General features: G+C 68.1%; 23 protein-coding genes, 1 pseudogene and 1 riboswitch. Of the genes and pseudogenes, 7 read left to right on the top strand and 17 right to left on the bottom strand.

Annotated features, from left to right (window positions below):
- Positions 1-450, top strand: a complete 450-nt coding sequence (locus G3N92_RS12445; RefSeq protein ID WP_206127793.1) for a pentapeptide repeat-containing protein — start codon at positions 1-3, stop codon at positions 448-450.
- On the opposite strand, the gene G3N92_RS12440 is transcribed toward G3N92_RS12445, so the two are convergent.
- Positions 447-1,406 (bottom strand): helix-turn-helix domain-containing protein, encoded by a 960-nt coding sequence (locus tag G3N92_RS12440; protein WP_339385905.1) that lies wholly within the window; start codon positions 1,404-1,406, stop codon positions 447-449. The two genes, G3N92_RS12445 and G3N92_RS12440, sit on opposite strands and share 4 nt — an antisense overlap.
- Positions 1,407-1,528: 122 nt before the next feature.
- Between G3N92_RS12440 and G3N92_RS12435 the strand changes: the two genes are divergently transcribed.
- Positions 1,529-2,065: a cysteine hydrolase family protein gene (locus G3N92_RS12435; protein WP_206127782.1), complete on the top strand. Its 537-nt coding sequence runs from the start codon at positions 1,529-1,531 to the stop codon at positions 2,063-2,065.
- A gap of 68 nt (positions 2,066-2,133) precedes the next feature.
- Here the strand turns inward: G3N92_RS12435 and G3N92_RS12430 are convergent, their stop codons facing one another.
- Positions 2,134-2,700 carry a DUF1629 domain-containing protein gene (locus tag G3N92_RS12430; RefSeq protein WP_206127781.1) on the bottom strand — a complete coding sequence of 189 codons (567 nt, stop codon included), beginning with the start codon at positions 2,698-2,700 and terminating at the stop codon, positions 2,134-2,136.
- Between the two features lie 27 nt (positions 2,701-2,727).
- Entirely contained in the window at positions 2,728-3,720 is a 993-nt protein-coding gene (locus G3N92_RS12425) for a hypothetical protein (RefSeq protein WP_206127779.1), read from the bottom strand.
- A gap of 353 nt (positions 3,721-4,073) precedes the next feature.
- On the opposite strand from G3N92_RS12425, the gene G3N92_RS12420 reads away from it, so the two are divergent.
- Together G3N92_RS12420 and G3N92_RS12415 are read left to right on the top strand one after the other, a co-directional pair.
- On the top strand, positions 4,074-4,316 hold the full coding sequence (locus tag G3N92_RS12420) for a hypothetical protein (protein WP_206127777.1): 243 nt from the start codon (positions 4,074-4,076) through the stop codon (positions 4,314-4,316).
- Between the two features lie 54 nt (positions 4,317-4,370).
- On the top strand, positions 4,371-6,146 hold the full coding sequence (locus G3N92_RS12415; RefSeq protein WP_206127776.1) for an ABC transporter transmembrane domain-containing protein: 1,776 nt from the start codon (positions 4,371-4,373) through the stop codon (positions 6,144-6,146).
- 86 nt (positions 6,147-6,232) lie between these two features.
- On the opposite strand, the gene G3N92_RS12410 is transcribed toward G3N92_RS12415, so the two are convergent.
- The 3 genes from G3N92_RS12410 to G3N92_RS12400 are packed head-to-tail and all read right to left on the bottom strand — an operon-like array spanning position 6,233 to position 8,450.
- A complete protein-coding gene (locus tag G3N92_RS12410; RefSeq protein WP_339385904.1) occupies positions 6,233-6,517 on the bottom strand; it encodes a DUF3325 domain-containing protein in 285 nt (94 codons plus the stop codon).
- Complete coding sequence (locus tag G3N92_RS12405) at positions 6,514-8,154, bottom strand: PepSY-associated TM helix domain-containing protein (protein WP_206127770.1); 1,641 nt, start codon at positions 8,152-8,154, stop codon at positions 6,514-6,516. The genes G3N92_RS12410 and G3N92_RS12405 overlap by 4 nt, the downstream gene beginning before the upstream one ends.
- Positions 8,151-8,450, bottom strand: coding sequence for a DUF3649 domain-containing protein (locus G3N92_RS12400; protein ID WP_206127768.1), 300 nt, complete (start codon positions 8,448-8,450; stop codon positions 8,151-8,153). The genes G3N92_RS12405 and G3N92_RS12400 overlap by 4 nt, the downstream gene beginning before the upstream one ends.
- A gap of 583 nt (positions 8,451-9,033) precedes the next feature.
- Here G3N92_RS12400 and G3N92_RS12395 point away from each other — a divergent pair.
- Positions 9,034-10,416, top strand: a complete 1,383-nt coding sequence (locus G3N92_RS12395) for an amino acid permease (RefSeq protein WP_206127766.1) — start codon at positions 9,034-9,036, stop codon at positions 10,414-10,416.
- Positions 10,417-10,483: 67 nt separating this feature from the next.
- Here G3N92_RS12395 and G3N92_RS12390 read toward each other — a convergent pair whose 3' ends face one another.
- From G3N92_RS12390 to G3N92_RS12365, 6 genes are all read right to left on the bottom strand, one after another.
- The gene (locus tag G3N92_RS12390; protein WP_206127764.1) at positions 10,484-10,993 is read right to left on the bottom strand and encodes a 6,7-dimethyl-8-ribityllumazine synthase; all 510 of its coding nucleotides are present in this window, start codon (positions 10,991-10,993) and stop codon (positions 10,484-10,486) included.
- Positions 10,994-11,064: 71 nt separating this feature from the next.
- A riboswitch (FMN riboswitch) is annotated at positions 11,065-11,220 on the bottom strand.
- A 111-nt stretch (positions 11,221-11,331) separates the two neighbouring features.
- On the bottom strand, positions 11,332-12,192 hold the full coding sequence (locus G3N92_RS12385) for an ABC transporter permease (RefSeq protein ID WP_206127763.1): 861 nt from the start codon (positions 12,190-12,192) through the stop codon (positions 11,332-11,334).
- Positions 12,189-13,109 (bottom strand): ABC transporter ATP-binding protein, encoded by a 921-nt coding sequence (locus G3N92_RS12380; RefSeq protein ID WP_206127762.1) that lies wholly within the window; start codon positions 13,107-13,109, stop codon positions 12,189-12,191. Before G3N92_RS12380 ends, G3N92_RS12385 begins: the two co-directional genes overlap by 4 nt.
- Before the next feature lie 127 nt (positions 13,110-13,236).
- A complete protein-coding gene (locus tag G3N92_RS12375) occupies positions 13,237-14,292 on the bottom strand; it encodes an ABC transporter substrate-binding protein (RefSeq protein WP_206127761.1) in 1,056 nt (351 codons plus the stop codon).
- Between the two features lie 161 nt (positions 14,293-14,453).
- Entirely contained in the window at positions 14,454-15,380 is a 927-nt protein-coding gene (locus G3N92_RS12370; RefSeq protein WP_206127760.1) for a TauD/TfdA family dioxygenase, read from the bottom strand.
- 182 nt (positions 15,381-15,562) lie between these two features.
- Positions 15,563-16,477 carry an NAD(P)/FAD-dependent oxidoreductase gene (locus G3N92_RS12365; protein WP_206127759.1) on the bottom strand — a complete coding sequence of 305 codons (915 nt, stop codon included), beginning with the start codon at positions 16,475-16,477 and terminating at the stop codon, positions 15,563-15,565.
- A gap of 153 nt (positions 16,478-16,630) precedes the next feature.
- Here G3N92_RS12365 and G3N92_RS12360 point away from each other — a divergent pair, with 153 nt between their 5' ends.
- Positions 16,631-17,080: an Rrf2 family transcriptional regulator gene (locus G3N92_RS12360; protein WP_206127758.1), complete on the top strand. Its 450-nt coding sequence runs from the start codon at positions 16,631-16,633 to the stop codon at positions 17,078-17,080.
- A gap of 21 nt (positions 17,081-17,101) precedes the next feature.
- Here the strand turns inward: G3N92_RS12360 and G3N92_RS12355 are convergent, their stop codons facing one another.
- A complete protein-coding gene (locus tag G3N92_RS12355) occupies positions 17,102-18,007 on the bottom strand; it encodes a LysR family transcriptional regulator (RefSeq protein WP_206127757.1) in 906 nt (301 codons plus the stop codon).
- 213 nt (positions 18,008-18,220) lie between these two features.
- Between G3N92_RS12355 and G3N92_RS12350 the strand changes: the two genes are divergently transcribed.
- Positions 18,221-18,961 (top strand): SDR family oxidoreductase, encoded by a 741-nt coding sequence (locus tag G3N92_RS12350; protein WP_206127756.1) that lies wholly within the window; start codon positions 18,221-18,223, stop codon positions 18,959-18,961.
- 101 nt (positions 18,962-19,062) lie between these two features.
- On the opposite strand, the gene G3N92_RS12345 is transcribed toward G3N92_RS12350, so the two are convergent.
- From G3N92_RS12345 to G3N92_RS12330, 4 genes and pseudogenes are all read right to left on the bottom strand, one after another.
- Positions 19,063-19,830: a hypothetical protein gene (locus G3N92_RS12345; protein ID WP_206127755.1), complete on the bottom strand. Its 768-nt coding sequence runs from the start codon at positions 19,828-19,830 to the stop codon at positions 19,063-19,065.
- 381 nt (positions 19,831-20,211) lie between these two features.
- Complete coding sequence (locus G3N92_RS12340; protein ID WP_206127754.1) at positions 20,212-21,648, bottom strand: hypothetical protein; 1,437 nt, start codon at positions 21,646-21,648, stop codon at positions 20,212-20,214.
- A 202-nt stretch (positions 21,649-21,850) separates the two neighbouring features.
- Positions 21,851-22,471 (bottom strand): DUF2239 family protein, encoded by a 621-nt coding sequence (locus G3N92_RS12335; protein WP_206127753.1) that lies wholly within the window; start codon positions 22,469-22,471, stop codon positions 21,851-21,853.
- Positions 22,472-22,548: 77 nt separating this feature from the next.
- A pseudogene (locus tag G3N92_RS12330) lies at positions 22,549-22,771 on the bottom strand (TetR/AcrR family transcriptional regulator); the annotation flags it as partial.

Genomic DNA, 22,771 nt, shown 5'->3' with positions numbered 1-22,771 from the left:
TTGAACCGCCGCAAGCTTCCCGAGCCCACACTGATTTCGGACATCGATTACGACGGCAAACTGCCGTTCGGGGCGTTTCCGGATTCGGTTTTCCGGTACTGCTCGTTCCGCAACGTCGAGGAATATACGGGCTCGATCGACGGCCCGTTGCTTTCCTGTCGGCTGATCGATCTGGATATGTATTGGGCGCTCTTCAATGGTTGCCTGGCCGTCGACTCGACCTTCGAGAACTGCACCTTCCGCGGCGTGGCGTTCGCCAGTACGCGCTTCTTGAACTGCACGTTTATCAATTGCCGGTTTGAAAACGACAGTCTTGGCAAGCCGTGCACGTTCGACAACACGCAGTGGATCGGCGGCAGTGCGACCGGGTGCACCGGCATGCCGGCCGACGCGTTTCCTGCCTCGAAGCGGGCACTGAATGCTGCGCGGCTTCGTGCGAAACAGGGCTAGCCCCCGCCCTCCCCCGTAAACGTCGTCCGCCACGCCGCGGGCGATACCCCGAACGCCCGCGAGAAGTGCTGGCGCAGCGATACCGCCGAGCCGAACCCGGTTGCATCGGCCACGCGCTCCACCGGCATCGTCGTCGTTTCCAGCAAGCGCTGCGCGAGCGCGAGCCGCTCGCGCGTCAGCCACGCGTTCACCGTCGTGCCCGTCAATTGCCGGAAATGCCGCGTGAACGTGCGCCGGCTCATCAGCACGCGATTCGCCAGCGAATCCAGCGTGTGCGCCTGAGCCAGGTTTCCCCGCGTCCAATCCAGCAACGCCGACAGCCGCGAGCCGCCCTCCGTGGCGGGCACCGGCAATTCGACGAACTGCGCCTGCCCGCCTTGCCGATGCGGCGGCACGACGAGCCGCCGCGCCACCCGGTTGGCGATCTCGCAGCCGTAACGCTCGCGGAGCAGGTGCAGGCAGCAGTCGATGCCGGCCGCCGAACCGGCCGAGGTCACCACGTTCGCGTCCTCGATATAGAGCACGTCGGGCGCCAGCAGCACCGCCGGGTAGCGCGCCGCGAAGTGCTCGGCAAACGACCAATGCGTGGTCGCGCGGCGTCCGTCGAGCAAGCCGGCCGCCGCCAGCACGTACGCGCCGAGGCACAAGCCCACTAGCTGCGCGCCGCGCCGGTGCGCAGCGGCCAGTTCGTGCAGCAGGCGCTCGGGTGGGCGCTCGTCGGGATCGCGCCAGGTCGGCACGATCACGATGTCGGCTGTTCGCAGCGCCGACAGGCCGTGTTTCGCGACGATCTCGAAACCCGCCGTGGTGCGCAGCGGCCCCGGCTCGGCCGCGCAGACTTTCAGCGTGTGCGGCGGCTCCTCGGATTTCTCCGACTGAAACGCGATGCACGGCACCGACAGATGAAACGGGCTGATTTGGTCGAACGCGACGACCGCGATGACGGGTGGCGGCACGAAATGCTCCAGGAAATCGGATTGGCCCGATTCTATCGCCAAACGGCATACGGGCCACTCGCCTGGGGGGCGTTCGAACGCCATGATGAGGCCTCATTCACACCGTTGATCGAGGCACACTCATGACGAAACGCACACGCGCGCTGGTCGTTATCGACCTGCAGAACGACTATTTCCCCGGCGGCGCCCTGCCGCTCTGGAACCCCGAGACAACGCTGGCGAACATCGAGCAGGCAATCGGCCAGGCCCGCGCGCAGGGCATCCCCGTGATTCACGTCCAGCACGTGAGCCACGGGCCGCGCGGCGGCTTGTTCGATGCCGATACGCCCGGCGTGGCGATTCATCCGCGCATCCTGGCGGCCGCGCCCGATGCGCCGGTCGTCACGAAGGCGTTCGCCGACGGCTTCTGGCAGACCACGCTCGACGACACGTTGCAAAGCCTCGGCGTGGACGACCTGCTGATCTGCGGGATGATGACGCAGAACTGCGTGACCCACACGGCGATCTCGAAATCGGCGGAGAAGTACGGGGTGACGGTGCTGTCGGATTGCTGCACGACGGTCAGCGAACTGATTCACAAGTTCGCGGTGAAGGCGATGACGACGCGGGTGGCGGTGGAGACGGCCGCGGTGGCGTTGGGGGAACGCGGAGCGGGTTGAGGGCAGTCGCGGCTGGCGCGTGTATGCCGGCGGCGCAGGTTCGCCGGCATGCACGCTTGTCATGGCGCTCAGTTGCTCGCCGAAGAAAGCGGGACTTCCTCTCCAAAATCGAATCCCTTCAATGCATTGGCTTCGACGGCATCCTTGAATTTATCGGAGACGAATACCGTAGCAGGGCGTTCCCTGAGCCTGAATATATCGGCGTCGCGAACCGCGCGCTCCAGAAGAACGATCCTGTTGAAGACCGTAGCCTGCGGATAGACCTTGAATGCCGACTTTTGCATATCGACGGCATCTTCCAGCACGCGCGTGATGTGAAAGCCTGCCATGCCCGCCACGGGCGCGTCCACCGGGAGCACCTCTCCGCTGCCTTGAAGCAAGAGGCTCAATGCGTCGAACGCTCGCATGCTCAACACAAGAAACGGCGACAGCAAGGTGTGAATGTCGCCGTTTTTCCTTCGTCGCGGCGCACCCCACGACAGCCTGACCGGCTCGTAATCGGCTCCGAACGTTTGACCGCAACGCGCGGTCGCACGGATCGCCACACTCGTGTCGTAGGGAATGTCGCCATTCCCATCGATCTGAACCAGCGCCTGGAAGGCATCGTCCTGTCTCAGGCTGTATATGCGATTCATATGCGCTCGTCCGAATGCCCCGATCCGTCAATCCCCAGCCAGAATATCGAAGCGCAAAATCGGCTCCGACCGCTTCTCGCCGCCCGTTCTGACCATATTGAAATAAGGCACCGGAACGCATTCGCCGGTCGCGGTATCGACCGTCTTCGCAATGTAGAGGTCGAGCAGAACCCTATCGCCCTCTCCCGCGAGCGTCAAACTCGGCCATTCGCCTTGCGACTCCGTGTCCCACGCGGTCAGCGCGTTGCCCGGAACGATGGACACGCGCTCGATCCCGCCGGCAAGGTAATACGTGCCACGGCACGCCGGTGCGGTGTTGCCGGGAAAGAACATGACCGGCTCGCCGGCGCCATGGGACGTGATCATGTACAGCCACGGCGTGATGCCCCAGCACAGCACCATCAACCCGCGCTCGAACAGATCGCCGGCCAGTTCCGTCGTGGTGAACGCTTCGACGATGTCGTGGCGGCCCGCGCCCAGCGCGTCGCGAACGAACGCATTGAAGCGCGGCACATCGACGGCGACAAACCCGAGGCTCCCGTAGCTGTCGAAGAGATAGCGATTCGAGGCGGCTTGAACCGTCGAGTCCGGCACCTTGCAGAACACCAGGTAGACGACCAACAACTCGGCGGCCTTGATCAAGCGCTGCCGGCCCTCGTCCGCCCCGGCCTGCCTGCCGATCGCCGGGGTTTGCAGGAAGGCGACGACGTTCAGTTCCCACTCGCCCGAGCCGACGACGTCAGGCGGAATAGCGACCTGCAGGCCGCCATCGTCGAAGCCGATGCTGCCGCCCGCCTCGATCTCGATCCGATGGCGTTCATGACGCGATTCGTCGAACGCGTAATTTCCGATACTGCTTTCGGCGAGCGACGTCACGCACTCCACCGTCACCACGGTTCGGTTTTCGTAGCGCATCCGCTTCGCGAAATCGAAGATCGGCAACGTCTTGTCGCCAATCCTCAAGCCGACGTCGTGCAACCGCCGTGCCGTTTGAAACACCTCGAAATTCTGCTGCGCCATTGATGAAAAACAGGGGGGAGATTGGATTCGATTATGTCAAAGCTCGTCCCAACACAATACGTCGGGGCGCTTTTTAGCGGAAAAATCTGTTTAGATTGACAACTTCATTCGCGCCATCGAAATCGTCCGCGTACATATCGGCAGTCGGCACATTGTCCGGCATGGCGGAGCGGTCGATCGATTCGGGCGGAGGCATGCCGGTTCGGCCCCCGTTGCCCCAGGTTCGACGAAAGCCGGATTGCCGGCGGGCCGTCCGTCAAGATATTTCGCCGCCGCCACAATATCCGCCGCGCCCGAACGTCATCCCGGCATGACCTTCGCCACGACACCCGCCCACCTGCCGAGAACCGACCATGTTGAGCCTTCATGAGTTGTCGACGCTCCTGCTGATCCACAGCACGCCCGAGCAGATTGACCTGACCCGCACCGAACTGAGCACCCTGCTCGCGCACCGGCTCGTGGCGCTGAAGCCAAGCGGCGGCAGCCTGAGCCTGCCCGCCCTGACCGCCGCGGGCCGCCGCCTGCTCGAAGCGGTCGCGCACCCGCTCGGAAACCGCTACGCTGACGCCCTGTCCGGACACGACGCCGCGCGCTGACGCGGCGCGTCTCCCGCGCACCCCGCGCTTTTTTCGTTTTCACCCAGGATCTTCATGCCGGAAGCCAACCGCCGCGCCGCCCGCGTGGCCCCGCTGCTCGACCTTTTGCCGTTCCTGCGCCGCTACGCCGGCCGCTGGGCGCTCGCGTTCCTGGCGCTCGTGGTGTCGGCCGGCGCGACGCTGGTGCTGCCGGTGGCGTTCCGCTTCCTGATCGACCACGGCTTCGCCAGCGGCGAGCGCACCCATATCGACCGCTATTTCATCGCGCTGTTCGTCGTCTCGCTGATCCTCGCGGCGGCCACGGCGCTGCGCTTCTACTGGGTGTCGTGGCTCGGCGAGCGCGTGACGGCCGATCTGCGGCGCGCCGTGTACGACCACGTCACGCGCATGAGCCCGCAGTTCTTCGAAACCACGCAAACCGGCGAAGTGCTGTCGCGCCTGACCACCGACACCACGCTGATCCAGACGGTGGTGGGCACCAGCCTGTCGCTCGGCTTCCGCAACGTCCTGCTGGCGGTGGGCGGCGTGGCGATGCTGGTGGCCACCAGCCCGGTGCTGTCGGCCTACATCATCGCCACGCTGGTGGTGGTCGTGGCGCCGATCGTGATGTTCGGACGGCGCGTGCGCAAGCTCTCGCGCGCGAGCCAGGACAAGGTGGCGAACGCCAGCGCGCTGGCCGGCGAGGTGCTCAACGCGATGCCGACGGTGCAGTCCTACACGCAGGAGCGGTACGAGGCGCAACGCTTCGGCAGCGCCGTGGAAACCGCGTTCGAGACGGCGCTCACGCGGATCCGCGCCCGCGCGTCGCTGACGGCGGTGGTGATCGTGTTCGTGTTCTCGGCGATCGTGTTCGTGCTGTGGCTCGGCGCGCAGGCCGTGCTGGCCGGGCAGATGACGGCGGGCCAGCTCTCGCAGTTCATCCTCTACGCGGTGTTCACGGCCGGCGCCGTGGGCGCGGTGGCCGAGGTGTGGGGCGATCTGCAACGCGCGGCAGGCGCGGCCGAGCGGCTGCTGCAACTGCTGGCCGCGCGCTCGCCGGTGGAGGAAGCGCCGGCCACGGTACCGCTGCCCGCGCACGGCGACGGCATCCGCTTCGAGAACGTCGGTTTCAGCTACCCATCTCGGCCCGGCACCGCCGCGCTGGCGGGCTTCTCGCTCGACGTGCGGCCCGGCGAACACGTCGCGCTGGTCGGGCCGTCGGGCGCGGGCAAGACCACGCTGTTCCAGTTGCTGCTGCGCTTCTACGATCCGCAGTCGGGCCGCATCCTGATCAACGGCGTGCCGACCGGCGACGTGGCGCTGGCCGACCTGCGCCAGGCGATCGGCATCGTGCTGCAGGAATCGGTGATCTTCTCGGGCAGCGTGCTCGACAACATCCGCTACGGCATGCCCGACGCCACGCCGGCCCAGGTGCGGCGCGCCGCCGAGATGGCCGCGGCGGCCGGCTTCATCGAGCAGTTGCCGGACGGCTACGACACGTTCCTCGGCGAGCGCGGCGTGCGGCTGTCGGGCGGGCAGCGCCAGCGCATCGCGATCGCGCGGGCGATCCTCAAGGATCCGCCGATCCTGCTGCTCGACGAGGCCACCAGCGCGCTCGACGCGGCCAGCGAACGGCTCGTGCAGACGGCGCTCGACAACGCCGCGCAGAACCGCACCACGCTCGTCATCGCGCACCGGCTCGCCACCGTGCAGCAGGCGGACCGGATCGTCGTGCTGGAACACGGCGCGATCGTCGCGCAGGGGCGTCACGCCGAGCTGCTGCAAACCTCGCCGCTCTATGCGCAACTCGCCGCGCTGCAATTCGGCGAGCGCGACGCGTTCAAGGACTAGACGGATATTCGGAAAAAGCCCGCGCGTCGCCATGGAGCCGGCGCGGGCTGGAGGCAACGCGGGGCCAGTCGCCCCGCTGCCGCGGTTCAGCGCGCGGCGGAGTTGCGTTCGATGGCGATCAGCACGCCGATCACGACGCCGGCCGCGAGGCTCGTCACGCCGCTGTAGGTCGCCAGCCCGATCGCCCAGCCGCGCACGGCCACCGTCAGCCACAAGCCGAGCAGCAAGCCGATCCAGCCGGCCCAACGCAGCACGCGCGTGGGCACGGCGGCCAGCGGACGGCCGAACACGGTGTCCTGATGGCGCTCCATCGCCAGCGCGAGGCACGCGAACGCGGCCAGGCACACGAGAATCATCGGCAGCACGCTCACAGCGACTCCTCCTTGCGCATCGCCACCGACGCGCGCGGCGCGGCGGCCTTGCCGGCCCGGCCCGCCGGGCGCGGGCGCGCACGATGGCGGCCGGTGCGGATCGCCAGCAGCGCATGCAGCGCCGCGAACACCCACATCATCAGCTGGAAGCCCGTGAACACCCAGTCGCCGTCGGCCACGCTGCGCCAGATCGGGCGATCGGTGGTCAGCGCGTTGAGCACCGGCAGCAGCGCCAGCAGCGCCGCCGCGAGCCACAGCAGCTCGATCCAGGCGCGCCGCGCCGGGCGCACGAGCGCATACAGGAGCGTGGCGGCCCACACGCCGAAGAACAGGTTGATTTCGGCGTCGGCGCGATGCGCGATGCCGAGCGGCAGCAGGCGGTTGCCCCACAGATAGGACGTCATCGCCACCGACAGCCCGGCGATGCTCGCGATGTTGAGCCGCTCGACGATCCGGAAGCCCAGATGCGGGCGCAGCGGATCGCGCAGTTGCTGACGGCGCTTGACCGTCCACATCACGAGGCCGGTGCCGACCATCGCCGTGCCGGCCAGGCTGACCAGGAAATACAGCCAGCGCAGTTGCAGATCGCTGAAGCGGCCCAGATGCAGCGCGTACAGCACGCCGCGCGTTTCGGCCGCGCCGCCCACCCGATCGTGCACCTCGAGCAGCTTGCCGGTGGCGCCGCTGAACAGCAGATACTGCGGGCTCGACGACACGCGGCCGCCCTCGGCGCGCGCCACGGCCACGCGCGCGGCCGCGTCGCCCGGGTTCACCACCGTCACGATGCCCGCGCCCTGCTCGCCCCAGCGCGCCTGCGCGGCGCGCACCATCGGCGCGATCGGCGCCAGCGCGGCCGGCGTGCCGCTCGGCTTGCCGGGCTGGATGAACGCGCTGATCTGAGAATTGAACGCGGCTTGCAGCTCGGGCGTTTTCAGCGCCATCTGGTTGCCCCACGGCATGTACATCGTCATCAGCGTGACGAGCCCCGTGTAGGTGATCATCAGATGGAACGGCAGCCCGAACACCGACAGCGCGTTGTGCGCGTCGAGCCACGAGCGCTGCCCCTTGCCCCAGCGGAACGTGAAGAAATCCACGAAGATCTTCTTGTGCGTGATCACGCCGCTGACGATCGCCACCAGCATGAACATCGCGCACACGCCGGCGATCCAGCGGCCCCACACGGGCGACATGTAGAAGAACTGGAAATGGAAGCGGTAGAAGAATTCGCCGCCGAGCGTGTCGCGCGCCTTCGTCACCTGCCCCGTGACCGGATCGAACGCGGCCTCGCCGAAGAAGCGGCCCTTGCCCATCTCGGCCGGCGTCAGGCGCCAGAACGTGCCGGCGACGTTGCTGCGGCTGGTGGGCAGCGTGATGCCCCATTGCGTGCTTTGCGGCGCCATCGTGCGCAGTTGCGCCGCCACGCGCGCGGCCACCTCGGCCGGATCGGGCGTGCGCTGCTGGTGCGTCAGTTCGGGACGCATCCATTGCGAGGTTTCGTCCTTGAAGTAGCTGACGGTGCCGGTCAGGAACATCGCATAGAGGATCCAGCCGCACAGCAGGCCGGCCCAGGTGTGCAGATCCGACATGCTCTGGCGCACTCCGCGCGGCTTCGGCGCTTGAACGGAGGTGGCGCTCATGGGGCGATCGCTCCGGTCGACACCAGCACGGCGGCCAGCGCCAGCGGCGCGGCGGCGGCCAGCAGCCCGGCCCAGGCGCGCGTGGCGCTGCGCGCCAGGAACACCCAGATCACCGCGCCGGTATAGAACAGGAAGCTGCTCAGCATGCCGGTCATCACGGCCTGCGGGCGCGCCATCGGCAGCGCCAGGGCGGCCACGCTGGCCAGTGCGCCGAGCGCATAGCCGCCGCCGATCGCGCAGACGATGCGCGAGATCAACGGCCCGACCCGCCGGCAGCGGTCGAATACGGCGCTCATGCGGCCGGCGCCGCGCTGGCGGCGGTCAGGGTCGGACGATTCTTCAACGGGTTCTCCATCAACATCTCGCAGGCGGGCGGCGGCTTGGGCCGGCGCTCGCCTCATCTGCATGCGCGACGGCTCGGCGCCGCGCGGTTGGGCGGGTTCGCGGCGCGGCGGGCCAGAGTGGGACGGTGGCCGGCGCGGCGAACGAAGTCGCGATCATACCGCCCTGTGTGGGCGGTTCTCGAAGGGGTGACACGCGAGGCGGCGAAACGGGACAGCGCCGGGGCAGGAAATTTGTAACAGCGCATGCGGCGGGCGCCGGGCGGCGACCCTGCGCGGGAATCCGGCCACCGGCGATGCGCGCCGATGACGCTGCGCGGCCTGCCGACGCAGCCGGAGAGCGCCATCGGCCGCCGCGGCGCGGGCGGCGGCGCAGGGAGGCCGGCATTCCCGGCGGGCGCCGTACTTTTCGCCTCCCGCCCTCTTTTGCCTCGCGAACCGCATTGGTATGATGATCTCCGCCCGAACCTGACTAGACAACTTTGGGCGCAGCGGCCTGCCCTCGACGCCGGCCCGCCATACCTATCTCGGAGACACGATGAAGCCATTGCAACGCCATCTCGGCGCACGCCACATCCGCTTTCTCGCCCTCGGCTCGGCCATCGGCACGGGCCTGTTCTACGGTTCCGCCTCGGCCATCAAGCTGGCCGGCCCGGCCGTGATCCTCGCCTATCTGATCGGCGGCGCGGCCGTCTACATGGTCATGCGCGCGCTCGGCGAAATGGCCGTGCGCGAGCCGGTGGCCGGTTCGTTCGGCTATTACGCCAGCGACAACCTCGGCCCGTTCGCGGGCTTCGTCACGGGCTGGACCTACACGCTCGAAATGGTGATCGTGGCGATCGCCGACGTGACGGCGTTCGGCATCTACATGGGCTTCTGGTTTCCGGACGTGCCGCAATGGCTGTGGGTGCTGGCGATCGTCGCGATCATCTGCGGCCTGAACCTCTGCCAGGTCAAGGTGTTCGGCGAGCTGGAGTTCTGGCTGTCGATCGTCAAGGTGGCCGCGATCGGCGCGATGATCGTCGGCGGCGTGGCGATCATCGCGGTCGGCATGCATCTGGGCGGCGCACGCGACGCCGCGCCGTCGCTGTCGAACCTGTGGTCGCACGGCGGCTTCCTGCCGAACGGCTGGGGCGGGCTGGTGGCGTCGCTGTCGGTCGTGATCTTCGCGTACGGCGGCATCGAGGTGATCGGCATGAGCGCCGGCGAGGCCAAGCGGCCCGAACAGGCGATTCCGCGCGCGATCAACGCCGTGCCGGCGCGCATCCTGCTGTTCTACGTGCTGACGATGGTGGTGCTGATGTCGATCTTCCCGTGGACGCGGATCGGCGCCGAAGGCAGCCCGTTCGTCGAGATCTTCAGCGCGCTCGGCGTGAAATCGGCGGCCGGCATCCTGAACGTGGTGGTGATCACGGCGGCCATCTCGGCGATCAACAGCGACATCTTCGGCGCGGGCCGCATGATGTACGGCATGGCGCAGCAAGGCCACGCGCCGCGCGTGCTCGGCGCCACCTCGCGCCAGGGCGTGCCCTACGTCACGGTGCTGGTGATGGCCGCCGCGCTGCTGGCCGGCGTGGTGCTGAACTACCTCGCGCCGAAACAGGTGTTCCAGACGGTGGCCGCGATCGCGACGTTCGCGACCGTCTGGGTCTGGCTCATGATTCTCGCGTCGCAGGTCGCGATGCGCCGCCGCCTGCCGCCCGCCGAGATCGACGCGCTGGCGTTCCGCGTGCCGTTGTGGCCGGTCGGCCCGGCGCTGGCGATCGCGTTCATGGTGTTCGTGGTGGCGATGCTCGGCTGGTTCGAGGACACCCGCGTGGCGCTCTATGCCGGGCTCGCGTGGCTCGTCTGGCTCGCGGCGATCTACCGGCAGCGCCATCGCTGGGGCGGCGGCGCGCGCTTGCAGCGCGGCGAAGGCTGACACGCCCGCGCCAAAACAAACGGGGAAGCCGAAGCTTCCCCGTTGCGCATGCCGACCGCCTGAAACGTCAGGCAGCCTGCTTGATCGACGCGCCGGCCGTGTCGCCGCGCAGCGCGGCGACCTTGGCGATCGTATCGGCGCAGGCGTGGGCCAGTTCCTTGCCCTTCACGACGAAATGCTCGTGGAAGAACGCGGTGTGCTCGTGCGAGCCGTGATGGAAGTGGTGCGGCGTCAGCACGGCGGTCAGCACGACCGTTTCGGTCTCGAGCTGAACCTGCATCAGGCCCGAAATCACCGATTGCGCGACGAATTCGTGGCGATAGATGCCGCCGTCGACCACCAGGCCGGCGCAGGCGATCGCGTCGTACTTGCCCGTCTTCGCAAGCAGCTTGGCGTGCAGCGGAATTTCGAACGCGCCCGCCACTTCGAAGAAATCGATGTTCGATTCGGCAATGCCGGCGTTCGCGAGCGAGGCCACGAACGAGGTCTTGCACTGATCGACGATGTCCTTGTGCCAGCACGACTGGACGAAGGCGATCCGACGGGGGGATTGGGAAGCGGTGTGAAGCTGAGTCATCGACAGGTCCTGTGTTTGCGTTGAATGGGGCGCACAGGGAACCACCGCACGCGTTGCGCGTGCGGTAAAAACCCCGCTCTCTCTCATCCGGACTATGACCGTCGGCCCCGGAATCACACCGGGTCGGCAGGCATCGCGCAGGCAGGCCTGCAGCGAGCTGTTCGCGGGCTACGCGCCGAAGCGCGATTACCGCCGGTGGGGAATTTCGCCCCGCCCTGAGAACGTTGCGACGCATTTGACGCGTCGCGGCGAAAATCTACCACAAGTGGCACGGCGTCGCTGCCAGGCGCTCAAAAACCGTATCGCCCGCAGTGTCATCGCGCCGTTGCACCGTCGTTTCAGGCGCGCCAGCGGCGCACCGTCAGCCGTTCGAGCGTGTCGAACACCAGATGCTCGACCAGCAGCCCGATCACGATCACCGCCGCCAGCCCGGCGAACACGCGATCGGTGTACAGCTCGTTGCGGTTCTGGAAGATGTACCAGCCGAGGCCGCCCTGGCCCGCACTCGCGCCGAACACGAGCTCGGCGGCGATCAGCGTGCGCCAGGCAAACGCCCAGCCCACCCGCAGCCCCGACAGGATCGACGGCAGCGCCGCCGGCACCAAGATCAGCCAGACGAACCACAGCCCGCGCAGGCCGTAATTGCGGCCCGCCATGCGCAGCGTGGCCGGCACGCCGAGAAAACCGGTGTACATGTTCAGCGCGAGCGGCCAGAGCACCGAATGGATCAGCACGAACAGCAGGCTGCCGGTGCCGAGCCCGAACCACAGCAGCGCGATCGGCAGCAAGGCGATCGACGGCAGCGGGTTGAACATGGCCGTCAGCATCGACAGCAAATCACGGCCGATCCGCGTGGACACGGCCACCGACGTCAGCGCGAACGCCAGCACCGCGCCGATCGCATAGCCGCGCAGCAGCACCGACAGCGAGATGCCCGTCTTCACGAGCAGTTCGCCCGAGGCGATGCCCTCCACGAACGCGCGGGCCGTGGCCACGAAGGTCGGCACCAGCAGATCGTTGTCGACCACGCGCGCCACGATCTCCCAGGCGGCGATCAGCACCAGCGCGATCAGCACGCGGCGCAGGCCGCTCGAATCGAGCAGGCGCGCAAGCAGCGGCGCCCGCGCGGCCAGCACGCCCTCGTCGGGCGCTTCGAGCGTCAGTTCGTATTCGGGACGGGACGGAAACGGCGTGCTCATGCGTGGGCCTCCTCGGCGCGAGCCGCGTTCGAAACGGTGGCGGCATCCGGCGTCTCGAACAGCAGCCGGTGAATGCGCGCGACGCTCTGCTGGAAATCGTCGCTGCCGATGCTGTCGAGCGCGAACCGCTCGCTGTTCAGCTCGGCGCGCACGCGGCCCGGATGCGGCGACAGCAACAAGATCCGGTTGCCCACCACCAGCGCCTCCTCGATCGAGTGCGTGACGAACAGCAGCGTGAAGCGCGCGTCGTCCCACAGGCGCAGCAGTTCCTCCTGCATCTTGCGGCGCGTGAGCGCGTCGAGCGCGGCGAACGGCTCGTCCATCAGCAGCACGCGCGGCTGCATGGCCAGCGCGCGGGCGATCGCCACGCGCTGTTTCATGCCGCCCGACAGCGTGTGCGGGTACGCCTTCGCGAACGCCGACAGGCCCACCTTGTCGAGGTAATGCAGCGCGCGCTCGTTGGCCTCGCGGCGCGACAGGCGGCGCGCGACGCGCAGCGGGAACGCCACGTTCTCGAGCACCGTCTTCCACGGCGGCAGTTGATCGAATTCCTGGAACACGGCCACGCGGTCGGCGCCCGGCCCGTCGATGGCGCGGCCGTCGAGCGCGATGCGGCCCGACGCCGGCTCCACGAAGCCCGCCACCGCCTTCAGCAGCGTCGATTTCCCGCAGCCGGACGGCCCGAGCAGCACGAAGCGGTCGCCGTGATCGACCTCGAAGCTCACGCGCTGGGTGGCGCGCACGATGCGCTCGTCGGTGCGGTATTCGAGCGTGACGCGATCCACCGACAGCAGCGGCGCGGCGTGGCCGGCCTGCTCGGCGCCGCGTTCGCCGCGCGCGCCGGTGCGTGCGGCGGATTCGACGCCGTTTCCGGTGCGCGCGACGTGCGGCGCGGCCCATGCGTTCGACAGATTCATGCTCGACCTCGACAATGCGACAGACAAAACATCAAGATACCGGCCGCGTTTCGCGATCCCAACCAATCATTGCGGCTTTGCAAATGCCGCGCGCGGATAAAGCGCGCGGCGCCGGCTCATGCCGTGCTCAACTGCCGCCCTGCGTGGCCGGATCGTCGAAGAAATAGTCGTGCACCGAATTCGGCGCGTTGCGGATCGCGCCCACGCGGTGCATGAACTGCGCGAGGCCCAGCGTGTTCTGCGGCGCCGTCTTGAACTGCACCTGCGGGTCGCGCAGGATCTTCAGCAGCAGCGCGCGGTCGATCTTCGAACCGTTGACGCGGATATAGATGTCCGCCGCGCGCTCGGGATCGGCCGAGATCAGCTTGGCGGCGTCGGCCAGCGCGGCCACGAACGCGTGGTAGGTCTTCGGGTTCGCATCGCGGAATTTCTCGGTGGCGTACAGCACGGTGGCGGAGCTCGGGCCGCCCAGCACCTGGTAGGAATCGAGCACGATGTGCGCCTTCGGGTTGCCGGCCAGCTCCTGCTGCTGGAACGGCGGCGTGCTGAAGTGCGCCGTCACCACGTTGCTGTTGGCGAGGATCGCGGCGGCGGCGTCCGGGTGCGGGATCGCCTGCGTGTAGCCGTCGAGCTTGTCGAACGACTTGTCGCCCCATTGCTTGGCGGCTGCGTATTGCAGCACGCGCGACTGCACCGACACGCCCACGGCCGGCACGGCGATGTGATCCTTCGCCGTGAAATCGGCCACCGTCTTGACGGCCGGATCGGTGCTGACCAGGTAATACGGCAGGTTGCCGAGCGAGGCCACGCCCTTGACGTTCTGGCGGCCGTGGGTGCGATCCCACACGGTCAGCAGCGGCCCGACGCCCGCGCCGGCGATATCCACCGCGCCCGACAGCAGCGCGTCGTTGACGGCCGCGCCGCCCGACAGCTTGGCCCAATCCACCTGGATGTCGATACCGGCCTTCTTGCCTTCCTGCTCGATCAGGTGCTGGTCGCGCACCACGTTCAGCATCAGGTAGACGATGCCGAACTGCTCGGCGATGCGGATCTTGCCCTCGGCATGGGCCGGCGCGGCGGCGGCGAAGCCGGTGGCGGCCACCGCCACGGCGATCGCGGACGCGGCCGAACGACGGGCGGACAAACGGGTGCGCGCGAACGCGGCGCTGAACGGGAACGGCATCGGAAACCTCGTGCTGGGGATACGAATCAAGAAGGAAGAAACGAAATCGGAGATCGAGCGCCGTCGCCGCCCCGAGCAGTCGTCGGGGCGCGGACGCCAGGCTTTCGCGTGTGCGTGGTGAGGGCTTCGGCGTGCGAGCCGAAGCCCTCACCGCATCGTCGTCAAACCGGCAGGTCGCCTTCGATCGTGGTGCGGTAGAGCTTGCGGCGCAGATGATCGGGCGTGCCCGCCGCGAGATGCATGAGCGAGCGGTTATCCCAGAACACGAGATCGTGTTCGCGCCATTGGTGGCGGTAGACGAATTCGTCGCGCACGCTGTGCGCGAAGATCTCGTCGAGCAGCGCGCGGCTTTCGTCCTCGGGCAGGCCGACGATGCGCGTCGTGAAATGCTCGCTGACGAACAGCGCGCGGCGGCCCGTTTCCGGGTGCGTGCGCACGATCGGCTGTTCGACCGCCTTGACCTGCGCGATCTGTTCGGGCGAGAGGTTCGGCCGCCACGGGCTGCGCGCCTGCAGCTCGGCGTAACGCGCCAGATAGGTGTGCTCGGCGCGGCGGCCCTCGACGGCCTGCTTGAGCGCGTCGGGCAGCGTGTCCCAGGCCAGGTGCATGTTGGCGAACAGCGTGTCGCCGCCTTCGGCCGGCAGCTCCTGCGCGTGCAGCAGCGAGCCGAGGCTCGGCTTTTCCTTGTACGACAGATCCGAATGCCAGAAATGGCCGGCGTCGCCGAGGCCGATCGGCTTGCCGTTCTCGAGGATGTTCGACACGATCAGCACGTCCGGATGCCCGGCCAGCGCGAACTGGTGCAGCACGTGCTGCTGGAGCGGGCCGAAGCGGCGGCTGAACGCCACTTGCTCGTCGGGCGTGATGCGCTGGTCGCGGAACACCAGCACGTGATGATCGAGGTGCGCGCGGTGGATGCGCGCGAAATCGTCCTCGCCGATCGGCTGCGACAGGTCGAGGCCGACCACTTCCGCGCCGAGCGGCGCGTCGAACGGCACGATATCGAACGACTGCCGGAACGGCAGCGGCGAAGACGATGCGGGCGTGGCAACAGCGGCGGAGACGGACACGTTCGACGATTCCTGCATGGCAAAAACCCGAATTTATGCCCGCACCGCCGTCAAGACAACGAAGCAAATCGGATACGAATATCAGCCGACGTCATAACGGCCGCCATCGCGCGAAAGCTGCCGCCGTTGCACGATACCGCGACGAAATCGACGCGATCGCAACGGCGGCTATTATGCGCACCGGTTCGTGGCCAGCGCGCTCAGTGCCCGGCCGGGAAAATCAGCGACCGATGCGCAGCCACGCCCGCCATCACGCCCGACGACGACGCGAACGTGGCGTTGGTCATCAGGTTCGACGCGTCGCCGGCCACGAACAGGCCCGGCACGTTGGTCTGTTTCCAGGCGTCCACGCGCACGATCGGGCCGGCCGGCCCTTCGTCGAATTCGCAGCCGAGCTGGCTCGCGAGATCGCTGGCCATCTGCAACTGCGTGCCCACGAACAGCGCATCGATCGGCACCACGCGCCCGTCCGCCAGCCGCAGGCCGGACAGATCCGGCGCATTGCCGAGCACCGCCACCACCGGCGAGGTTTCGACGTGCACGCCGCGCGCTGCGACCAGCGCGAGTTCGTCGGCGCTCGGTTCGATCGCGCCGTGTGTGAACCAGGTGGTCGGCCCCCAATCGGAGACGAGCATCGCCTGATGGAACGACATCGGATGCGTGGCGAGCACGCCCAATCGGCCGTCGCGGCCGATTTCGTAGCCATGGCAGTACGGACAATGCAGCACGCTGACGCCCCAGCGCTCGCTCAGGCCCGCCAGCGGCGGCAGCACGTCGCGCACGCCGGTGGCGAGGATCAGCCGGTCGGCCGTGGCCGTGCTGCCGTCGGCCAGCGTCACGGCGAAACCCTGCGCCGTGCGCTCGGCTTGCGTGGCCTGCCCGATCCGGAACTGCACGCTCGGATAGGCGGCCAGTTGCGCCGTGGCGTCGCCGACGATCTCCTCGGGCGTGCGCCCGTCCTGCCCGAAAAAGCCATGCGAATGCGCGGCGAAGCGGTTGCGCGGCTCGCGGCCGTCGATCACGAGCACGCGCCGCCGCGCCCGCGCCAGTTGCATCGCCGCAGACAGGCCCGCGAAACTGCCGCCGACCACGATCACTTCATGATGTGACTGCATCCCAAGCTCCCGTTGAGGCCGGCCCCCAATACACGGGCCGGCGCATGACACCGATTTCACGAAACATCAGGAGTTGCATGATAGGCGTGTACCATCCATCACGCAACTCCATTTGTTGCGTGATTCGACGCCCTGCCCCGAACCTGGAGAAACATGAGAACGGATAGCCGCCTGTCCCGGATGCTGCACGCGCTGATCCACATGCATCGCGCCGATGGGCCGATGACGTCCGAGATGATGGCCGCGATGCTCGGCACCAACGCCGTGGTGGTGCGGCGGCTGCTCGGCGGGCTGCGCGACGCCGGTTACGTGCAATCGGAAAAGGGCCACGGCGGCGGCTGGACGCTGGCCGCGCCGCTCGACGCGATCACGCTGCTCGACGTGTATCGCGCCGTGGGCGAGCCGCCGCTGTTTTCGGAACTGGTGTCGGACGATCACCCGCACTGCCTGGTCGAGCGTGCCGTCAACGCGCACCTGTCGGCCACGCTGGCCGAGGCCGAGGAGGCCTTGCTCGCCAAATTCGCCCAGGTCACGCTCGGCTCGCTGGCGCGCGATTTCGAACATGCGATGCCGCCGGGCGACGGCGGCCACGCGCCGGGCTGACCGCCGCGGGCCTCGCCGCGATCAGGCCGGCCCGAACAATTCCCCGTAGATGTCGCGCAGCCAGTCGACGAACACGCGCACGCGCGGCGACAACTGCCGCCGATACGGATACAGCGCCGTCAACGGCATGGCCGGGCTGTGCCAGCCGGCCAGCACTTCCACGAGCCGGCCGTCGCGCAAGGCCGGCTCCAGGTGATAGCGCGGCGCCTGAATCAGCCCCGCGCCGCTTTCGCAGGCCACCACGTAATTTTCCGCATCGTTGACCGAGATCCAGCCGCCCACGTCGTAGTCGCGCACTTCGCCGTCCACCACCACCGAGAACGGGTAATCGATGCCGCCGCTGCTCGCGAAGAAGCGCACGGCGCGGTGCGACGGCAGTTCGTCCGGATGCTGCGGTGTGCCGAACTCGGCCAGGTAGGCCGGGCTCGCGCAGATCACCTGCGGCATCATCGCCAGCCGCCGCGCCACCAGCGACGAATCGTGCGGCCGCCCGCCCCGGATCACGCAATCCACGCCCTCGCGCACCAGATCGACGAGCCGGTCGCCGCTGCTGACCACCAGCTCGATATCCGGATAGCGGCGATGGAAATCGGCGATACGCGGCAGCACCACCTGCGTCGCGTGCGTGCCGCTCATGTCCACGCGCAGCAGGCCGCGCGGGTTCGAGGCGTCCTGGCGCAGCGAGGCTTCGGCGTCGTCGAGTTCGGACAGCACCAGCACGCAGCGCTCGTAGAACGCGCTGCCGTCCGCCGTCGGCTTGACCTGGCGCGTGGTGCGCTCCAGCAAGCGCGTGCCGAGCCGCGCTTCCAGTTGCTTGATGGCGTGCGTCGCGCTCGCGCGCGGGATGCCGAGCATGTCCGCCGAGCGGCTGAAGCTGCCGGTTTCGACGATCCGGGTGAACAGTTGGAGAGTATCGAGACGATCCATGGCGGCACGCGATTGTTGTGATTCGTTGAATGTGCGCGCTACTTTACCAGCCTGAAAGGCCCGCCGACGTGCCTGAAACACCGATTTCTCAATCGAATTATTGAGCCTGGTTGAATTGTATTAGCAAGCCGGCTGGGTTTATCGAGACGGCCAAAGCGCGAAGAATGCAGTCCTGACGGGCAACGACGCCCCTCTCTCATCAGGAGCCAGATCATGACCCAAACTACTTCCCGCGCCGCGATCGTGACCGGCGGCTCGCGTGGCATCGGCCGCGCCATCTCGATGCGTCTCGCCGCCGACGGGTTCGCCGTCGTCGTCAACTACGCGGGCAACGCCGACACCGCCCAGGAAACCGTCGATGCGATCGTCGAGGCCGGCGGCCGCGCGATCGCCGTGCAGGGCGACGTGTCGGTCGAAGCCGATGTGACGCGCCTGTTCGACGCCGCGTTCGAGGCTTACGGCCGCGTGGACGCCGTGGTCAACAGCGCCGGCGTGATGACGATGGCCCAGATCGACGCAAAAAACATCGACGTGTTCGACCGCACCCTCGCCATCAACCTGCGCGGCGCGTTCCTCGTGCTCGGCGAAGCGGCCAAGCGCCTGCAACGCGGCGGCCGGATCATCGCGCTGTCGACCAGCGTGATCGCGCGCTCGTTCCCCGGCTACGGCCCGTACATCGCCAGCAAGGCCGGCGTGGAAGGCCTGGTGCGCGTGCTCGGCAACGAACTGCGCGGGCGCGGCATCACCGCGAACATCGTCGCGCCGGGGCCGGTGGCCACCGAGCTGTTCTTCAACGGCAAGAGCGAGGAACAGGTTGCGCAGATCACCAAGCTCGCGCCGCTGGAGCGGCTTGGCGAGCCGGAGGATATCGCCTCGGCGGTGTCGTTCCTGGCCGGGCCGGACGGGGCTTGGGTGAATGCGCAGGTGTTGCGCGTGAATGGCGGGTTTGCTTGATTACGGCCTGACTCAAGGCGATGCGCGAAGCCGGCGCGGTGCGACGTGCCGCGCCGGCTTCGCGGCGTTCGGTGCGGCGAGCGGCCGGCGCGAGCTGGGAGTCACGCGCGCCGCAACAAAGCCGGCAAATCGCCATCGAACCCATACGTCCCCGAATGCGTCGTCTTGAACCACGGACACGCATAGATCGCCCCGCCCAGATCGCGCCACTTGCGGCAGAACGACATGTCCTCGGACAGCGAGCGCCCCTCGGGCGTGCGCAGGAATTCGAAATGCTCGTGCATGTGCGTCGCGTGCGGCACCAGATGCCGATAAATCATCGGCACCTCGACACGCGTATCCGGATACGCGCTCGCCAGCTTCGCGAACACCGCGCGCTCCAGCAGCATCAAGCCCGCGCCGCCGGCCGCCACCTCCACGGGCCGCTCGGTCTGGTCCAGCGCGCCCTCGCCGATCGCGTACAGCGTGTGCCGGTAATCGGCCGCGGCCATCGCCACTTGCTTCGCGGGCAGTTCGGGATTGCGCCGCGCCATCGCCACGATCGCATCCCAGTTCAATTGCTTGGCCGGATACGGCCCGAGCGCGATCTCGGCCTGCACCTCGTACATGCGCAGCACGTCGCGGCCCTCGAAACCGACGTCGGCGTCGATGAACATCAGGTGCGAAAGCATCGATTCGGAGAGAAAGCGCTGAATCAGCACGTTGCGCTGCTCGTGCAGCAGCGCCGTGCCGCTGACATAGAAGAACTCGAACGCGAGGCCCGCCTCCATGCAGGCGCGCTGCAACGACAGCAGCCCGCTGACGTACGGCATGTAGCAGCTCGATCCATAGGCGGGAGTGGCGACGAGGATGCCTGGAATCGGAGTCATGGTGGCCCGGAACGAAATGTTGGATCGGTGTTTATCGCTCCGTTTTATTGAATTTCGAGATGACCGTCAACGGGGCGTTGACAATCTTGAGGATCGCTTACGGCCAACAAATGGCATCACCTCGTGATCGCTCAGATAAGTTTTCTTATCTTAACGACTCGATTCGATGTCAAAACTTGCAGGCGACAAAACGCACCGATGGCGGACAGCCGCTCGGGGACAGACCCATGCGGCCGCACCGCCGTTCGGCGTGCGATTCGCGCGGGTCGAGTGGATGCATCGTTATCCGAAACGATCGCGCCGATCGTCCACGGCAATGACGAATGGGAAGACGGCCTCGGGATTTTCCCGAGGCGTCGCGCCGGCTACACAGCCGGCCGGCTATACCTGGGCAGCCCAGGCTCGCGCGCGGTCGTTGACGTCCTGCAGCGTGGCCACCGGCATGGCGCTCAACGTCTGCCTGGCCTGTGCCGGCGCGACGCCCGCGTGCGCCGACACCTGCTGCGCCAGCGTCGCGTGGAACTGCTGCACCTGCTGCGCGTTCAGATAAGCGGCACGCGCGCCGGTGGTGCGCTTCTCGCCCGGCGGCGGATTGATCCGCACCACGGCGTCCGGCGGAATCTCGATGCCGCGCGACAGGCACGCCAGGCTCAGCGTCGCCAGATCCTCGCGGCTGCCGACCTCGATTTCGGTCAGCCGCCCGCCCTGCTCCGATCCTGCCAGCGGATGCACCGCCTCCTGATAGGCGTGCTGCTTGCCGCTGGCCAGCGTATGCGTGCGCAAGCCCTCCACCTTCTCGAAACCGAACACCACCGGCACGATCTGGCCGCGATTCATCAGGCACAGGTACGGCATGCTGTCCGAGTGTTCCTGCTGATGCTTGATGTCCGCCGCCGCGTCGCGGTAGAGCGTGCGCAGCGCGTCGCCGTCGATCCGCACCCGCTCGCCGTTGGGCTTGCACATCAGCACCGACGCGCGCAGCGGCAGTTGCTCGATGGACCGCCCCAGCGCCTCCGCATTGTTCGCCGGGGTGCGCTGGGCCATCACGAACATGGCGGTGCGCAGCTCCTGGGCCAGTTGCCCGGCCAGTTCCTCGGGCGTATTCGCATCGTAGCGTTGCGGGTCGGCTGTGGGCTGCCACGACGCGGCGCTGCCCGCACGCTCGAGCACGGCGCTGGCCAACTGGTAGCGGATGCCCGCCTGCGCGGGAGAATTGCTGCTCGAGGCGCTGCCCTTCGCGTAGCGGCGCGGCCCGCCGCGCCAGTCGCCCCGCACGGATTGGCTCGTCGCGCTCTCCGGCGTGCGCGTCGAGAAGAACACCATGCCTTCGAGCGAGCTGTGGCCGCCTTTCGGCGCGTGCCGGCCGCCGGCCAGCGCCTTCGATTCGAGAATCTCGAAGCCCCACGGGCTGCCGTGCAGCGCCTCGGGCTTGCTGTGGCCGTCGGGCGCGGCCGGATTGCGCGGGCGCAGCAGTTCGCGACGCAAGGCCGTGCCGACGGAGCGCGACGCGCCAAGCGTATCGAGCACGTCGAGCGGCGTCCTGCGCTGCGTATCGAGCTTGTTGAGCTTCGCGCCGGCGCCGATCAGCGCGCGCACGCCGTCGATGTCCTGATGGGCGACCGCCTCGTGCAGCGACGCGGGCAACGCGCCGTCGCGGCGCGACTGCTGGAACGACTGCAACGGCAGATGCGCGCCCGAAGCGCCGGGGCTGGCGGCCGGGCCGCCGGACGGGCTCGACGTGTCGCGCGCATCGGCATGCCGGGAGGTGGCGTCGCTGGCGGGCGACGGAGACGCGTTCGATGGGGAGCGGGTGCGCATGGGCGGGCGGCCGTCATCCGCGCCGGCGGCCAAGCCGCGCGCCGCGAATGCCTGGAGAAAGGCAAATGGGATCACAGGCTAACGCCGTGCCGGCGGCGCGCCGGATACGGATGCGAAGCGTTGTCGCGCAGATCGAAGCGGATTGATGAACGTACAGGAACGATGGCGCGTCATGCACGCAGCCATCGTTCGCCGGTTCGATTCAGCGCGGCTCCGCTTCCGGCTCGGCGAGCCGCAGCACATGCGCGCGAATGTCGGCCGGCCAGCCGTCGATCCGTTCGCGGAAATCGCCCGCTTCGCCCGCGAACAACGCGCGCGATGCTTCTTCGAAACCGGGCAGATCGCCGGCCAGCGCCGACATGAAGTGATAGGCGCGCTCGTTCGCGGCGCGCAGGCGATCACGGCCGCCGTGTTCGCGGCGCGCATCGTCGACGAGCTTGCGCAGCGCCACCGACGCCCCGCCCGGCTGCTCGGCGAGCCACGCCCAATGGCGCGGCAGCAGCGTGACTTCCCGCGCGACGACACCGAGCTTCGGCCGGCCACGGCCGCGTGGCGCGGCCGCTTCGGTCGCCTCGCTGACGCCGGCCGGTTCGCCGCCCGATGCCGCCTCGCTTGCGAACCGCGCGCGAACCTCGTCCTCGCTGCCGCGCAGATCGACGTCGATCGAGCGCCCCGTCGCGTTGTCGAACAGCAGCACCGGCCCGGCCGATTCGTGCTGCGCGGCGCGGCGCATGGCCAGCGCGACCGTCGCGAGATCGCCCGACGCGAGATGCCGCGCGCCGTCGAAGCCGGTATAGCGGGGAAGCAAGACGGGATCTGCCATGACGTGATGTGAGAAAAATGCGTGGGCCGGGACAAACGTCGAATGCATCGACATTTACCCGGATATAAAAACAGACGTCAAGCGGCGGCCGGATCGCCGTGCGGCGCGTGCTCGTCGATCCAGGCCAGCGTCTCGCGCAGCACTTCCTCCGAGATCGCCGGATCGTCACTGAGGCGCGACAGGATCACCGCGCCGACCATTGCCGACCAGCCGCCGATCGCCGCGCGCCGGGCGGCCTCGGGCGCCACGCCCTTCATGCCGGCCGCGAAGCGCGCCACCTGCCGCCCCACGCTGCCGCCA

Source organism: Burkholderia sp. Ac-20379, assembly GCF_017104645.1.
In the GTDB taxonomy this organism is placed as follows: Bacteria; Pseudomonadota; Gammaproteobacteria; order Burkholderiales; family Burkholderiaceae; genus Burkholderia.
This window is presented reverse-complemented; position numbering and strand designations above follow the sequence as displayed.